The 14,825-nt window shown below is 67.8% G+C and carries 15 protein-coding genes; 11 read left to right on the top strand and 4 right to left on the bottom strand.

The window, feature by feature from the left end; all coding sequences use genetic code 11:
- Positions 1–23 precede the first annotated feature (23 nt).
- From LZC94_26065 to LZC94_26075, 3 genes are all read left to right on the top strand, one after another.
- Complete coding sequence (locus tag LZC94_26065) at positions 24–875, top strand: amidohydrolase family protein (protein WXB11324.1); 852 nt, start codon at positions 24–26, stop codon at positions 873–875.
- A gap of 85 nt (positions 876–960) precedes the next feature.
- Positions 961–2,106: a DUF4190 domain-containing protein gene (locus LZC94_26070; GenBank protein WXB11325.1), complete on the top strand. Its 1,146-nt coding sequence runs from the start codon at positions 961–963 to the stop codon at positions 2,104–2,106.
- Positions 2,107–2,222: 116 nt separating this feature from the next.
- The gene (locus tag LZC94_26075) at positions 2,223–4,508 is read left to right on the top strand and encodes an amidohydrolase family protein (GenBank protein WXB11326.1); all 2,286 of its coding nucleotides are present in this window, start codon (positions 2,223–2,225) and stop codon (positions 4,506–4,508) included.
- A gap of 74 nt (positions 4,509–4,582) precedes the next feature.
- Here LZC94_26075 and LZC94_26080 read toward each other — a convergent pair whose 3' ends face one another.
- The gene (locus LZC94_26080) at positions 4,583–5,527 is read right to left on the bottom strand and encodes a LysR family transcriptional regulator (GenBank protein WXB11327.1); all 945 of its coding nucleotides are present in this window, start codon (positions 5,525–5,527) and stop codon (positions 4,583–4,585) included.
- Positions 5,528–5,776: 249 nt separating this feature from the next.
- Here LZC94_26080 and LZC94_26085 point away from each other — a divergent pair, with 249 nt between their 5' ends.
- The 3 genes from LZC94_26085 (at position 5,777) to LZC94_26095 (ending at position 7,513) form a co-directional block, all read left to right on the top strand.
- Positions 5,777–6,247: a DoxX family protein gene (locus LZC94_26085; protein ID WXB11328.1), complete on the top strand. Its 471-nt coding sequence runs from the start codon at positions 5,777–5,779 to the stop codon at positions 6,245–6,247.
- Positions 6,248–6,556: 309 nt separating this feature from the next.
- The gene (locus LZC94_26090) at positions 6,557–7,063 is read left to right on the top strand and encodes an ATP-binding protein (protein WXB11329.1); all 507 of its coding nucleotides are present in this window, start codon (positions 6,557–6,559) and stop codon (positions 7,061–7,063) included.
- Positions 7,064–7,156: 93 nt separating this feature from the next.
- Positions 7,157–7,513: a hypothetical protein gene (locus LZC94_26095; protein ID WXB11330.1), complete on the top strand. Its 357-nt coding sequence runs from the start codon at positions 7,157–7,159 to the stop codon at positions 7,511–7,513.
- A gap of 60 nt (positions 7,514–7,573) precedes the next feature.
- Here LZC94_26095 and LZC94_26100 read toward each other — a convergent pair whose 3' ends face one another.
- From LZC94_26100 to rpsB, 3 genes are all read right to left on the bottom strand, one after another.
- Positions 7,574–8,488, bottom strand: a complete 915-nt coding sequence (locus LZC94_26100) for a polysaccharide deacetylase family protein (protein WXB11331.1) — start codon at positions 8,486–8,488, stop codon at positions 7,574–7,576.
- Positions 8,489–8,535: 47 nt separating this feature from the next.
- On the bottom strand, positions 8,536–9,498 hold the full coding sequence (gene tsf / locus LZC94_26105; protein WXB11332.1) for a translation elongation factor Ts: 963 nt from the start codon (positions 9,496–9,498) through the stop codon (positions 8,536–8,538).
- 140 nt (positions 9,499–9,638) lie between these two features.
- The gene (gene rpsB, locus LZC94_26110) at positions 9,639–10,520 is read right to left on the bottom strand and encodes a 30S ribosomal protein S2 (protein ID WXB11333.1); all 882 of its coding nucleotides are present in this window, start codon (positions 10,518–10,520) and stop codon (positions 9,639–9,641) included.
- Positions 10,521–10,939: 419 nt separating this feature from the next.
- Between rpsB and LZC94_26115 the strand changes: the two genes are divergently transcribed.
- The 5 genes from LZC94_26115 to LZC94_26135 are packed head-to-tail and all read left to right on the top strand — an operon-like array spanning position 10,940 to position 14,794.
- On the top strand, positions 10,940–12,085 hold the full coding sequence (locus LZC94_26115; GenBank protein WXB11334.1) for a hypothetical protein: 1,146 nt from the start codon (positions 10,940–10,942) through the stop codon (positions 12,083–12,085).
- A 36-nt stretch (positions 12,086–12,121) separates the two neighbouring features.
- Positions 12,122–12,412, top strand: coding sequence for a hypothetical protein (locus LZC94_26120; protein ID WXB11335.1), 291 nt, complete (start codon positions 12,122–12,124; stop codon positions 12,410–12,412).
- 32 nt (positions 12,413–12,444) lie between these two features.
- Entirely contained in the window at positions 12,445–12,741 is a 297-nt protein-coding gene (gene gatC / locus LZC94_26125) for an Asp-tRNA(Asn)/Glu-tRNA(Gln) amidotransferase subunit GatC (protein ID WXB11336.1), read from the top strand.
- A gap of 3 nt (positions 12,742–12,744) precedes the next feature.
- Positions 12,745–14,205 carry an Asp-tRNA(Asn)/Glu-tRNA(Gln) amidotransferase subunit GatA gene (gene gatA / locus LZC94_26130; protein ID WXB11337.1) on the top strand — a complete coding sequence of 487 codons (1,461 nt, stop codon included), beginning with the start codon at positions 12,745–12,747 and terminating at the stop codon, positions 14,203–14,205.
- 4 nt (positions 14,206–14,209) lie between these two features.
- Positions 14,210–14,794: a GNAT family N-acetyltransferase gene (locus LZC94_26135; protein ID WXB11338.1), complete on the top strand. Its 585-nt coding sequence runs from the start codon at positions 14,210–14,212 to the stop codon at positions 14,792–14,794.
- Positions 14,795–14,825: the final 31 nt, after the last annotated feature.

Genomic DNA, 14,825 nt, shown 5'->3' on the forward strand with positions numbered 1-14,825 from the left:
GTGATGGGACCAAGGAGCACTCCGTGATCGTCGATGCGCATCATCATGTGTGGGACCTGACCGTGCGGGATCAGGGTTGGATCGGCGACGATCTCAGGAAGATCCGCCGGAACTACTCGCTCGACGATCTGGCGCCGCTCGCGGCCGAGTCGGGTGTCTACGCCACCGTGCTGGTGCAAACGATCGCGGTGGCCGAGGAGACCCCGGAGCTGCTCGCGCTGGCGTCGTCGAGCGATCTGGTGGCCGCCGTGACGGGATGGGTCGATCTCACCTCTCCTTCGGTCGGCGACGACGTGGCGCGCTTGCTCGAGGGCCCGGGCGGGCGCGCGCTTCGGGCCATCCGCCACCCGGTGCAGGGAGAAGCCGATCCGAGCTGGTTGTGCCGCGAGGACGTGCGGCGCGGGCTCTCCGCGGTGGCCGATGCGGGGCTGGTGTACGAGCTGTTGATCCTCCCGCACCAATTGCCGGCCGCCGAGCGGACGGTGGCCGCCCTTCCCCACCTGCAATTCGTGCTGGATCATGGCGCAAAACCGCCCATTGCCGCGGGGCACATGGAGCCTTGGGGGAGCGCCTTGGAGCGGCTCGCCGCGCACCCCAATGTGACGTGCAAGCTGTCCGGATTGGTGACCGAGGCGCGATGGACCACGTGGACCGTGGAAGATTTGCGCCCGTATGTCATGCTCCTCGTGGAGGCGTTTGGCCCCGAGCGCCTGATCTTCGGCTCGGATTGGCCGGTATGCCTCTTGGCCGCCGAGTACGCCGAGGTCCTGGCCGCCTCGCAGCAACTTACGTCGGCGCTCTCCACCGCGGAGCGCGACGCCATTTTCTCCGGCACGGCGCGAAAGATCTACCGGCTCCCGGAGCCACGGGCTTAACGCAAGCCCCAAAGTCGCGGCCCGGCCACCGGTTACCGGACGTGCGGGCTTGTCGCGGACATCATCCGGACAGATATTGCTCAATATGGAGCAGCCGCCGCACGATCCGCCGATCCCGCCGCCGCCAGGGTCCCCCTCCGGCGAGACCGCGCAGGATACCAGTGGACCGCCGCAGCAGGTGCCCGCGCCGCAGCAGGTGCCCGCGCCGCAGCAGGTGCCCGCGCCGCAGCAGGTGTCCGCGCCCCAGCTGCCTCCATCGTATGCGGTAAATCCGCAGGGATATGCGCAGCAGCCCGGATATTCGGCACCCGGGTACCCCGCATCCCCTCCGCAAGCGGGCTATCCCGCGCCAGGTTACCCGGCCCCGCCTCCGCCCAACGCGTACCGCAACCCGGCTCCGCCCCCGGGGGGCTATTATGGTGCGCCGGCGCCCAACGAGGGCAAAGCGGTCGCGTCGTTGGTGCTGGGGATCCTCAGCATGATGTGCCTTGGCATCGTGGGCGGCATCCCGGCCATCGTGCTCGGCGTGATGGGGCGCAAGGACATCGCACGCTCGGGGGGTGCGCTGGGGGGAGGCGGAATGGCGAACGCGGGGATTGCCCTGGGCGCCGTGAGCTCGGTGCTCACCGTTGGCTCGATGTTGTTGGTGCTCGTCCCGCTGCTCATCGGGGGCATGTCGTTCGCGTCCTCGTCCGGGGTGAGCTCGGGTTCGACATCGCCCGCGCCGCCCGCATACAAGGCGCCTTCGTACACCACGCCCGCGCCGCAGAGCGAGAACGAGAACTCCACCTCGAGCACGCGCGGCACCCTCAAGGTCATCGAGCCGCACCGCGGCAGCGGATCGTTGGAGCGCCAGCTCATCGAAGCGTTCTCGCGCGCCAAGGAAAAGGGGCGCGGTGTTCTCGTGGAGACGGCGGCCGCGCAGTCGTCGGCCTCGCGCGAGTTCGATACATCGCTCAACGATCGGCGCATGCAGCGCGCGCTGGGCGCGGTCGATCTGGTGCGGGTCGACATCGAGGAGTTCGCCGCGGAGCTCGCGAGCTTGAGCATGTACACAGAGGCGGTCCCCTACTTTTACAAGATTGACGCGGCCGCCCGCCCCACCGATGCGATCAGCGCCGACGAGTGGGACGACAACGTTCCGCAGAATATGGCCCCGGTGCTGGAGTCGTTCGTGGCCGGTACCTTGCGAAAGCGTCGGAGTCCGTCGCCGTTGGGGACGAATCTTTGATCTGCGGGTAATGGTCGCACGGTCGACGGGCGTGGTCGCCGCGTGGGGCGCCAGGGGATGGGCACAACTGTTGAGCTAGCGACAAGAGGCGGTTTTTTGCGGTAGAACTTGGCCCCATGCGTCGTGGTTTTTCGTCTGCTGCTGGGGTTCTCGGGGTTTGTGCGTTGGGGGCCGCGGGCGCGGCGTGTGCCGGAACGGAGCACGCTGCGGCGCCGGGGTCGGTCGCTGCTCCGGGAGCCGTACCGGCTTCGGCGCCGGCCGCCGCGGCTTCGCCAAAGCCGGCCGCGGTGAAGCATACGCCGCGCGAGACGGTGAGCTTTCGGCTCTACAAGTTTCTCAACCACGTGGGGGGCGAGACCGACACGTACATCGCGGGCGACGACGGCGGCACCGAGGCGAAAGCCGCCTTTGGGTTCCGCGATCGGGGCGTCTTGGTGCCGCTGGCCGCGTCGTATCGCTTGGCGTCCGACGGAACGCCGCGGCAGTACGAGGTGTGGGGGAACACGGCGCGCAACGTTCGCATCGACGAGCGCCTGGTGGCGGAGGCGGGCGGCGAGTACTCGCTGTGGAAGCTCGACGCGATGCCGGCGCGCGTGCAGGCTCGAGCTCCATTCGTCGTAGCCAGCGGCTATGCGCCGATGCTGGGCCAGGATCTCATGTTCCGTGCGTGGGTGCGGGCGGGCCGGCCGGCCACCATGCCGCTCTTGCCCGCGGGCACCGTTTCGATCGTATCGCGCGGCAACGAGACGTTCGGCGCCGACGCAACGACCCCGGGCGCCGCAAAGAACGCGAGCGGCGCGGCCGACGCAAACGCTCCGAAGAACGCGAGCGGCGCGGCCGACACCAACGCTCCGAAGAACGCGAGCGGCGCGGCCGACGCAAAGCGGCCCACCTTGGAGCACGTGAGCGTGCGCGGTCTCTCGTGGGGCCGCGAAGATGCGTGGCTGGACGAGGCGGGAAAGCTGGTCGCGGTGGTGACGCACGACGCGGAGTTCGACCCTTTCCAAGGCGTCCGCGAGGACTCGGTCGAGCTCTTGCCGAAGCTCGTGGCGCGCGCGGGCGCCGACGCCGCGGCTTGGTTGGACGAGGTCGCGAAGACGGCGCTGATACCGCGCGGCGGCGCAGGCGGCGCAGGCGGCACGAAGGGCGCAGAGCTGGTGGCGCTGGTGGGCGGGCAGCTGGTGGACGGCACCGGACGTCCCCCGGTGAGCGACGCGGTGGTCGTGTACGACGGCGAGACGATCGTCGCCGCCGGCCCGCGCGCCTCGACGCCCATCCCCGCGGGCGCGACCTCGGTCGATGTAACGGGAAAGACGGTGCTCCCCGGGTTGTGGGACATGCATGCGCACGTCACGCAAATCGAGCAAGGCGCGGTCTACCTCGGGGCGGGCGTGACCACGGTGCGCGATCTGGGTAATGTGCTGGAGTTCATCACCGGCGTGCGCGACGCCATCGCCGCCGGCAAGGGGCTCGGGCCGCAGATCATCGTCGATGGCTTGGTCGACGGCGACGGCGACAGAGCGCTCGGCGTCATTCGCATCGCGTCGAAGGACGACATCGTGCCCGTGCTCGATCGGTTGAAGCGGGCCGGGTGCCCCGAGGTGAAGATCTACTCGAGCATCGCGCCCTCGCTGGTGAAGCCCATCGCGGCGGAGGCGCACCGGCGCGGGATGCGCGTGGTCGGCCACGTTCCCAACGGCATGAATGTCGTGGAGGCGCTCGACGCGGGCTTCGATGGCATAAGCCACATCGATTTTCTCTTCGGGATGCTCTTCGGGCCCAACGAGCGGCGCAGCCTCTCGCAGGGCGCGCAGCTCGATCGCATCGTGGGCAGCGACGTGTCGAGCGGGCCGCTGCAGCGGGCGATTCGCGCGTTCGTCGCCAAGAAGGCGTTCCTCGACGACACCTTGGCGCTCTACGAGCTCTTCACGCACTCGACCGAGGAGAACGCGCGGCGCGAGCCCGGGATCGCCAAGCTGCCGCGCGAGCTCTCGGAGGTGGCCCAAGGCCCGGCCGACGACGCGCTCGCAGAGCGCCGCGCGCGGCGGTTCGAGCGCATGGTCACGGTGCTGCGCGAGCTTCACCGGCAGGGCGTTCCCATCGTCGCGGGGACCGACATCGGGATCCCGGGGCACACCTTGCACCGCGAGCTCGAGCTCTATGTGGAGGCCGGCTTCACGCCGATGGAGGCCATTCAAGCCGCGACGAGCGTCCCCGCGCGCCTCATGCACCTCGACGGGCACGTGGGGACCGTGACCCCGGGAAAGCGCGCCGATCTCGTGATCGTCGCGGGCAATCCGCTGAGCAACATCCGCGACATCCGCAAGATCTCCGCCGTGGTCGCGCGGGGGCGGACGTACGATCCGGCCGCGTTGTGGCGGATCGCGGGCTTTACGCCGTAGCGGCCCTTTCGCCCGCAGCGGCCTTCGCCCGTAGCGGCCTTCGCCCGCAGCGGGCCTTTCGCCCGCAGCGACCTTTACGCGGTCGCGGCGACCATCGGGGCGCTGCCATTGAGGCGGCGTCCCTTGGCATCGAAGGCATCGAGGATGTAGTCGCGAAAGGCGCGCACCTTGGGCGGCAAGAAGCGCCCTCCGTTGTGCAGGAGGTAGAGCGCCGCGCCGCACAAGACGTACTGACGAAGCACGGGCACCAGCCTCCCCTCGTCCAGCTCACGGCGAACGCTGAGCGCGGGCATGAAGCAGATGCCGGCGCCGGCGACGGCCAGCTCCTTGACGAAGTTCAAGTCGGAGGCGGCGATGGCCGGGTGGGCGCGAAGCTCGATGATCGGCCCCGTGCCATCGACGCGGCGGAACGGAAGGGGGTGCTGCGAGCAGATGGTCGACATGTGGATGATGCGGTGCTTCTCCAGATCCGCGGGCTTCTTCGGCGGGCGATGCTCGCGGAGGTAGTCGGGCGAGGCCACGCCGAGCGCCTCGAGGTCGAACAGCTTGTGCGCGATGAGCGGCGAGTCGGGCAGCTTGGCGGCCACGCGAAACGCCAGATCGAGGTGCTCCGTTTCGAAGTCGAGGATCTTCTGCGCGATGAGCAGGTCGAGCAGCACCGCCGGATAGCGCTTGTTGAAGGCTGCAATGTGCGGGGCCAGCACACTTCCGAACTCCGGCGGCGCCGTGACCCGCAACCGCCCGCTCGGCGCCGCCCTCGATCCACGCACGGCCGTGTTGGCATCGCCGAGCAGCTCCAAAATTTCCCCGACCCGCAAGCGATAGGCGACACCATCCTCCGTCGGCTCGACCAAGCGCGGGCTGCGCCGCAAGAGCGCCACGTCGAGCGACTGCTCGAGCCGCGCGATGCGACGGCTCACCGTGGCCTTGCTCTCGCCCAGGATCTCGGCCGCCGCGGTCAGCGACCGCCGGTCGACCACCAGACAAAAGGCGCGGAGATCGCCGATGTCTGCGACCAATGTTTCAGATTCTGCAACATCACGTCCCAGGATGGCCACTTGTCCCATAATCCGCAACGTACCATCTTCCTGCCTGAAACAGCCCGCATCCAGGAGAGCAGCCCTTCCCGTACACGTGCCCGTGCCCGTTTCCCTTCCTGAGCTTCCGAATTTCCGAAGCTCCGAGGAAGATCGGGAACGTGCACGGGCACGGGAACGTGTACGGGAGCAAGACATTCCGGGATGCGGAGCCGAGCAAGGAGCCAACCTATGAGCCCGCACGTCCTCGCATCCGAAATCGACGAATCCGGTAACCGCCACCCGGCCGCACGCGCCTCGAGCGAGGGCGCGCAGCGTTACCTCGTCCCCCTCGGGCGGGTGCTCTTCTCTCTGATCTTCCTAATGGCGGGCCCCGGCCACTTCTCCGCACAATCCATCGGCTACGCCGCCGCCGCCGGCGTTCCGCTCGCGAGCGTGGCGGTACCTCTGTCCGGGATCATCGCGGCCGCCGGAGGGCTCAGCATCGCGCTCGGCTACAAGGCCAAGTGGGGCGCGTGGTTGATCGTGCTCTTCCTCGTGCCCGTCACCTTCATGCTGCACAACTTCTGGGCCCAGCCCGATCCGATGCAGGCGCAGATCCACATGGCCATGTTCATGAAGAACCTGGGCCTCCTGGGCACCGCGCTGCTCATCGCGCACTTTGGCTCAGGACCGTTCAGCCTCGACGCGCGAAAGCGATAGCACCGTGCGACGCTCCGCGCGCCATATCTCCCGACTGAAGATGTTGTGAGATCATCGTTGGTTCAGTCACGGTCGACTATATCGGTGGAGTGTCCATAAGATAATCCGCTGCGGTAACCTAGCGCTGCATTGCAGGAACTCACGCGACAGCTCCGCGAGCCGATCGTGGCTGCCATTCGCTTCTTCCGAGCGCGCCGCCGCGAAGAAGCAGCCCTCGCGCTGGCCCTCACGCTGTTCGGCCTTGGATATGGGTTCTCAGGGTTTTTGACGCCCGAGCTACGCGAATTCGTGCGCTCGTGGAACGGTCTCGTGATCGTCCCGGCCGCGTTGTACGTCAGCGCGCTCGGGATGCTCGCCTACGGCGCCTACCGCAGCTGGCGTTTGGTCCAAACCCCGGACCCTTTACCCGTCGAGGCCAGCGCGGCTGCGATCAAAGGGCCCATCGCGTTTCAGGCCCAGGACGGCAAGCTCTTTCGCGAATTGGGTCGCGAGAACGAGTTACTCAAGCTCTTCGGATACGTTCGTGACAACCAGACGCGCATGGTCATTCTGATGGGGGCCTCGGGCGCGGGCAAGACGTCGCTGCTGCACGCTGGCCTGACGGACATCCTCGCCGATAAGTCGGTCAAGTATCATTACTGGGAGGCCCTGCCGACGGACCCCGGCGAAGGGCTTATGCGCGCTTTGTTTGAAGGTGCTCGAAGCATTGAGCTGGGTGAGCACGATCGAGCTCGAGGTGAATCTGAGCCAAGTGATGGATCGGGGCGTGCTTGGGAGCCTTCGATCCTTGGGCGCTCTCCGTCTCAACGTTCGTGAGAGCGAGTTCCCTCGGAGGAGCGTGGCCTGTCGGCTCGCCATCTACAGGCGCTCTACGACCTCGGGGTGGGAAACCCGCCGACGATCGCCATCATGGCCGATGACCAGATGAAGGATATGCGCGCCCTGGAGAGCATGCGTTGGGCGCGCCGGCTCAAGATGTTCGTCGAAGATAGTCCCGTCTCGGATCTTCGGCCGCTCGGCAGCCTGAAATCGTTGAACGACCTCGAGCTTCACGTCGCGAACAGCCAGGTTGGTGATTTGGCCGAGCTCGGGAATTTGAAGTCGCTGAGCGAGCTCACGCTCCGCCTCGATCCGAGGCAGGGGATCGAGCTGACGTTCGTCGAGCATCTTCTCTCGCTTCAGAAGCTGCTCATCCACGATGCGAACAAGGGGCAGCGCCTGTCGCTGAAGAAGATACCCGACGCGCTGACGCATCTCGCCTTTTAGCGACGCGAGCGCCCGTGGCGCCAAGGGGCACGGCGCCAAGGGGCACGGCGCGAGCGCCTCTTACCCCAGCGCTTCGGCGGCTTCGCGCAAGGTGACGAAGGTGTAGCCGGCGTCGCGCAGTGTATCGAAGGTGGCGTGGAGGGATTCGAGCTTGCGCTCGCGGCGGACCTTGACGTCGGGTTGGAATGGGAGGAGCGCGTCGAGGCCGTCGTTGGCGTCGAGGACGTCGATGCCGTGGAGCTCCAGGTTGACGAGCGGGGCGCCGATGCACATGCGCGCCAGCATGCGCGCGCGCGCGGGGCCCGCCAAGGTGAGCGAGGTGCCGATGACGGGCAGACGCAGGCCGCGCGTGACTTGAATCGGGAGCTCCAGCACGCCGTCGCCCATTTTCCAGTAGGGCGTGCCCACGCGGTAAGGACGGGTCGGGGCCGAGAGGACGCGCGGGGTGTCGAGCACGGAGTGGCTCGTTCGGCCGCGCAGGCGGATCCAACCGAGGGCCGCGGCCTTGGCCGCGTAGTACGGCGGGCACGGGAAGACCGACGAGTCGTAGCGGACCTCGAGCTCGCGCAGCACCGAGAACACTTGGTCGGTGATGGTGTAGCCGGGGGCGCGAAAGCCCACGGGGCGCTCGCCGGTGGCGCGCTCGATGGCGTCGGCGCCGGCCGCGATCTGGTGCGCGATTTCGGCGCGCTCGAGGTGCGTCAGATCGTAGCGGTGGTCGAGCGTATGGTTGCCCATCTCATGGCCCGCCTCGCGCGCTTGCCGAAGCTTGGCCGCGGACTCGGGCCGCTCCAAGTCCGCCCCGATGGCGAACAGGGTCAAAGGAAAGCCCGACGATGCCGCCATCGCCAAGAGGCGATCGATCCCGCGATCGTAGACGGCATGTCGGGCCAGCGGGCTCGGTTCCCCGAGCCCGTGAATCCTGAAATAATTCGGGATCTCGTCGAGATCCACGCTGACCGCGCAGAGTTTCACTCGAGTCCTTCCCGCGTTCCTTCCTTCGAGAGGGCGCCGGCCTGAAATCAGCCCGCGGTCATCTTGGCCACTTCGGCCGCGAGATCGTCGCTCTTCTTCTCGATGCCCTCGCCGAGGCCGAAGCGCACGAACTCGTGCAGCTTCACCTCGCCGCCGAGCGACTTGCCAATCTCCTGGCGGACCGCGTCGATGGTGCCCTTCTCGGGCGCCCACACGTTGTCCTGGCCCAGGAGCGTGACCTCGGTGAACCACTTGGCCACCTTGCCCTCGATGATCTTGGGCCACGAAGCTTCCGGCTTCGGCTTGGGCTCCTCGCGGAGCTGCGCCTCGTAGATTTCCTTCTGCTTCGCCACCACCGCCTCGGAGACCTCCTCCTTGCGGACGACCAGCGGGCTCATGGCCGCGACCTGCATGGCCACGTTCTCCACGAACTCCTTGAAGGCGGCCGAGTTGCGCGCCTCGACGCTCGGGGCCTCCGCGCGCAGAAGAACGGCCAGCTTGCCGCCCATGTGCACGTAGGCGATCACCAGATCGTTGGGGCCGGCGGCCGTGAGCACGTCCCAGCGGCGAACGACCGTGTTCTCGCCGGTCTTGCCGACCAGGGCGAGGCGCACGGTGTCGAGCGTGTCGCTCGAGCCGGGGACGCTCTGCGTGAGCAGCGCGGCGGCGCCTTCGGTGGGCGAAGCGGGGCGCTTGGTGGTCTTCGCCAGGTCGACGACCTTGGTGACGAAGCCGCGGAAGTCGTCGCCGCGGGCCACGAAGTCCGTCTGACAGTTGACCTCGACGATGAGACCGCGCGAGCCGTCGCCCTCGACCCAGGTGCGCACTTCGCCCTCGGTCGCGACCTTTCCGGCGCGGGCCTGACCCTTGAGGAGGCCCTTCTTCTGGATGATCTCGATGGCCTTCTCGATATCCCCCTCGGCCTCGACGAGCGCGCTCTTGCAGTCGCTCATTCCAGCTTGGGTGCGCTCACGAAGTTCCTTGACCAATCCGACAGTAATCTCAGGCATCTTGAACTCTCCAGCGTCAGTACGAGCTCACCCCGCGCGCCCCGATACGTGAAGGGAAGCGAGCGGGGTGAAAATTCGAATAGGGCGCGCCGCGAGCTCTTCGAGCGCGGCGCGTTCTTGCAATCGAGCGTCGAGCGCTCTCAGTTGGGGGCTGCGCCGCCGTCGCGGGGTCCGCGATCGCCGCGATCGCCACGCTCACCGCGGTCGCCACCGCCGCGGCGGCCGCCCTGGTAAACCTCGGCCTGCGGGGCGCGGCTGCGCTCCTCACCGTCGCGTCCGACCGTGTCCTTGCGGCGCTGTGCGCCCTCGAGGACGGCGTCGGCCAGGCGGGCGGTGATGAGGCGGATGGAGCGGATCGCGTCGTCGTTGCCCGGGATGGGGTAGTCGATGAGATCGGGATCGCAGTTGGTGTCGGCGATGGCGACCAGCGGGATCTGAAGCTTCTTCGCCTCTTGCACGGCGATGACTTCCTTGGCCGGGTCGATGATGAACACCGCGCTGGGGAGCGCGCTCATGGCCTTGAGACCGCCGAGGTACTTCTCGAAGCGCTCGCGCTCCTTCTCGAGGCGCGAGACTTCCTTCTTCGGAAGCTGCAGGTACGTGCCGTCGTCCTTCATGCGCTCGAGCTGGCGCATGCGGTCGAGGCCCTGCTTGATGGTGCGGAAGTTCGTGAGCGTGCCGCCGAGCCAGCGGTTGACGACGAAGAAGGAGCCCGAGCGCGCGGCCTCCTCTTGCACGATCTCCTGCGCCTGGCGCTTGGTGCCAATCATGAGGAGGTGCCCGCCGCGGGCCACGGTCTCCTGCACGAAGTTGAACGCGCGCTGGAAGAGGCGCGCCGTCTGATCGAGGTCGATGATGTGGATGCCGTTGCGCGCACCGTAAATGTACGGGCGCATCTTCGGGTTCCAACGCTTGGTCTGGTGGCCGAAGTGAACACCGGCGTCGAGCAGCGACTTGAGCGGGAGCGGAAAATCACCACGGAGCTGCGGGAGACCTTGAGCGTTGATCGATTCTTGGGTCATTTTGAGAGCGCTTCCTTTCGGTTGAGCCTCCGCTCTTCCTCCGCAGCCAGCGCTGATCGGCAAGATCAGACGCACCGGGCTGTGGATTTGCGCGTGAAGAGCGTGTGGAGTGGGTGCCCTCCCGCAGGGTATGCAGGCGGGCGCAAAACAGCGGCGGCACCCTGACGCGGCGCGACTTCAAAGTCAAGTGGAACGATGGGAAGAAGTGCCGACCCCAGCTAGTATCACGGCCCATGCGACCCCACCATCCCCGCGCATTCGTTGGCATCTCGCTTCTTTCCTTCGCATCGCTCGCAACCGCGGTCGCCGCGTGCGGTGGCTCGGAGCCACCGGCGGCATCCCCCTCCCCTCTCACCTCAGCGGCCAACCCCACGATGGCGCCGCCACCACCCCCCAAGTCGATGGGTCCCGAGGCACCCTTGAAGAGCGAAGCCACGTTCGAGCGCGAGGTCGAGTTTCTGCGGGCGCATGGGGCCGTGGAGGTCCTGCAGTCGCCGAGCGGAGGACGCATCGCCATTTCCCCGGCCTACCAAGGGCGCGTGATGACGAGCGCGGTGGGGCCGAACGAGCGAAGCCTCGGCTGGGTGAATCGCAAATTCATCGAGGACAAGAAGACCGGTACGGCGTTCGACAACTACGGCGGCGAGGATCGCTTTTGGCTCGGGCCCGAGGGCGGTCAGTTCGGGCTGTTCTTCCCCGCGGGCGCCGACTTCAAGCTGAGCACCTGGCAGACCCCCGCCGGCCTCCAAGAGGGCGCGTGGACCGTGGCCGACAAATCGCCGACGCGCGTGGTCTTCCGGCGCAGCTTCAAGGTGAAGAACTTCAAGGGGACGGAGTTCTCGGTGGACGTGGAGCGCACGGTCGAGCTTCTCAACGCGAGCGACGTCGAGCACGCCCTCGGCACCAAGACCGGCGAAGGCGTGAAGTGGGTCGGCTTCGCCACCGCCAACCGCATCACCAACATGGGCGCCAAGCCTTGGAGCAAGGAGAACGGGCTGCCCAGCGTCTGGATCCTGGGGCAGTTCAACCCGCCGGCCGATACCTTGGTGATCGTCCCCTTCGATCCCGCGGGCAAGGGCGAGGTGGTCAACGATCGCTACTTCGGCAAGGTCCCCGCCAATCGGCTCGCGGTAAACAACACGGACGGCTACCTCCTCTTCAAGGCGGACGGTCAGCACCGCAGCAAGATCGGGCTGCGTCCGGAGAGGGCGAAGAGCCTCTTCGGGAGCTACAGCGACAGCACGAAGCTGCTCACCGTGGTGCAATACGACAAGCCCGCGCGCGCGACCGACTACGTCAACAGCATGTGGGAGCAGCAAAAGGCGCCCTACGCGGGGGACACGGTGAACAGCTACAACGACGGGCCCACCGATCCGGGCAAGCCCTCGCTGGGCGGCTTTTACGAGCTCGAGACATCGTCGCCCGCCGCGGCGCTCGCGCCCAAGGCGTCGCTGACGCACACCCAGCGCACGTTCCACTTTGCCGGGGACCGCGCGGCGCTCGAACCGATCGCGAAAAAGACGCTCAACGTGAGCCTCGCCAAGGTGGCCGAGGGCATTCGCTGATCGCACCTGCGCGGCGAACCTGGTAAGCACGGCGTCATGCCCCGTGCGTGGATTGGCCATCTCGCGTTCCCCCTCTTCGCCTTCGTGGCAACGAGCACCGCCGCCTGCGGAAGCCCGGCGCGCATGCCCAAAGGCCCTCCGCCCGAGTACGAGGAGCACGACGCGGGAACTCCCATCTTCGAGGGGCAGGCGCCCGCTTCGCCGGCGTCTCCTGCGCCGCCCGGCGCGCCGAGCGCGAAACCAGGCGCGACGGAAAGCGAGCCGCTGCTCCTGCCGGCGCCCCCATCGCCCGCCACCCCGCGGGCGCCGGCGCCGGAGAAGCGATAGACGCCGCTGTGTTGTGATACGCTGCGCGCGCCATGACGACACGCATCGATCGAGCGCAAATCGAGCATGTGGCCCAGCTCGCGTCGCTCATTTTGACGGACGCCGAAGCCGACCGCCTGACGCGCGAGCTCGCGGAGATGGTGGGCTATGTCGACGAGTTGAACGAGCTCGACACCTCCCACGTCGAGCCGACGGCGTCCGTGCAGCTCGAGCGAAGCGATTGGCGCACCGACGCGGTCGAACCGTCGCTGCCGCCGGGGGAGGCGCTCGCGCAAGCGCCGCGTTCGGAGCATGGTGGCTTTGCCGTGCCCACCTTCGTGGAGAGCTGATCGATGCCGACCGATGACGCCGTAGTCGCTCTCGCCGAGAAGGTTCGCGCGGGCCACGTCAAAGCGGTGGAGGTGGCCCAGGCCACCTTGGCCGACATCGACCGTCGCAATGGTGCGCTGAACGCCTTTTTGGCCGTGCCCCATGAATCGGTGCTGGAGCAAGCGCGCGCCATCGATGAAAAGCGAGCGCGCGGCGAGAGCCTCGGCGCGCTGGCGGGGGTGCCCATCGGGATCAAAGACGCGCTCTGCACGCGCGGTCTCGCGACCACCGCGGGCTCGAAGATCCTCGAGGGCTACATTCCGCCGTACGATGCCACCGTGGTGGCGCGCCTCCGCGCGGCCGACGCGATCATCGTGGGCAAGACGAACATGGACGAGTTCGCGATGGGCTCGTCGAACGAGAACAGCGCGTACGGCGCCGTCAAAAATCCGTGGGATCCGGAGCGCGCGCCGGGCGGTTCGTCGGGCGGGAGCGCGGCCGCCGTCGCCGCGCGCCTCGTGAGCGCGACCTTGGGCAGCGACACCGGGGGATCGATCCGGCAGCCGGCGGCGCTCAGCGGCACCTTCGGCGTCAAGCCGACATACGGGCGCGTGTCGCGCTTTGGGCTGATCGCGTTCGCCTCGAGCCTCGACCAAGTGGGCCCGTTCGCCACCGACGTGCGCGGCGCGGCGCGCGTGCTCACCACCATCTCCGGCAAGGATCCGAAGGACGCCACGTCGCTGGGCGCGCCGGTGGAGGATTTCGAGGCGGCGTGCGGCGCGTCGATCAAGGGGCTGCGCATCGGTGTTCCGGACGAGTACTTCGCCAAGGGGCTCGATCCCGAGGTGGAGGCGAGCATCCGCGCCGCCATCTCCGAGCTCGAGGCCGAGGGGTGCGTGGTCAAGCCCATCAAGCTGGCGCATACGCGCTATGCAGTGGCGACGTACTACGTGATCGCCGACGCGGAAGCGTCGAGCAATTTGGCGCGCTTCGATGGCGTACGCTACGGGCTTCGGGTGGAGCCGCCGCGCGCGGACGTGCGGGCCATGTACGGGGCCACCCGCGATGCGGGGTTTGGCGCCGAGGTGAAACGGCGGATTTTGCTCGGCACGTTCGTGCTGTCGGCCGGCTACTACGACGCGTACTACGTGAAGGCGCAGAAGGTCCGCACGCTCATCCGCCGCGACTTCGAAGAGGCGTTTCGCGAGGTGGACGTGATCTGCTCGCCCACGTCGCCGACCCCGGCGTTTCGCTTGGGCGAAAAGGTGGACGATCCGCTCGCGATGTATTTGAACGACGTGTACACGTTGCCGGCGAGCCTCGCGGGGCTCCCGGGGTGCAGCGTGCCGGCGGCGCCCACCCAAGCGGGGCTCCCCGTGGGGTTGCAGATCGTGGCGCCGTGGCTGCGGGAGACGACGCTCTTTTCCGTCGCCGCCGCCTTCGAGGCGCGCTCGCCGGCGCCGCGTTTTGCCGTTGAGGGTTGAGCCGGTGACATTCGAGGTCGTACCGCTCGATCGCGCGCACGTCGATGGGTGGGCGGCGCTGTTCGAGGCTTGCCACTGCGCGTGTTATTGCCGCTATTGGCATTTTTCGGGGACGACGAATGCGTGGCTCGAGAGGTCGGCGTTTTCGCCGGAGGTGAGCCGCGAGGAGCAGGTGCGCGCGCTGGAGGCGGGGGATCCGAGCGCGCGGGGGTTGGTGGCGGTGGCGGTGCCCGATAAGGTCGTGGGGTGGATCAAGGTCGCGCCACGGGCGGCCGTCCCCAAGCTGCGCAAGGGGCGCGTTTATGGGGCGCTCGATCTTGGAAGCGATGACGGGGTTTACAGCATCGCGTGCTTCTTGGTGCACCCGGAGCACCGCCGAAAGGGTGTGGCGCGGGCGCTGGTCGAGGCGGCGGAAGGTGCGGTGCGTGCGTGGGGCGGGCGGGCCATCGAGGCCTATCCGCGCCGCTCGGGCGAGCTCCTGCGCGACGAAGAGGTGTGGATGGGGCCGGAGCGCATCTACATCGATGCAGGATACACGCATTTCGCGGGCGAGGCCCCCTACCCCGTGTACCGCAAGCAGCTCGATTGACGCCCGCGCCCGCGCCGCGGCGAGCCCCACT

It is taken from the genome of Sorangiineae bacterium MSr11954 (assembly GCA_037157815.1).
GTDB lineage: Bacteria > Myxococcota_A > Polyangia > Polyangiales > Polyangiaceae > Pendulispora > Pendulispora albinea.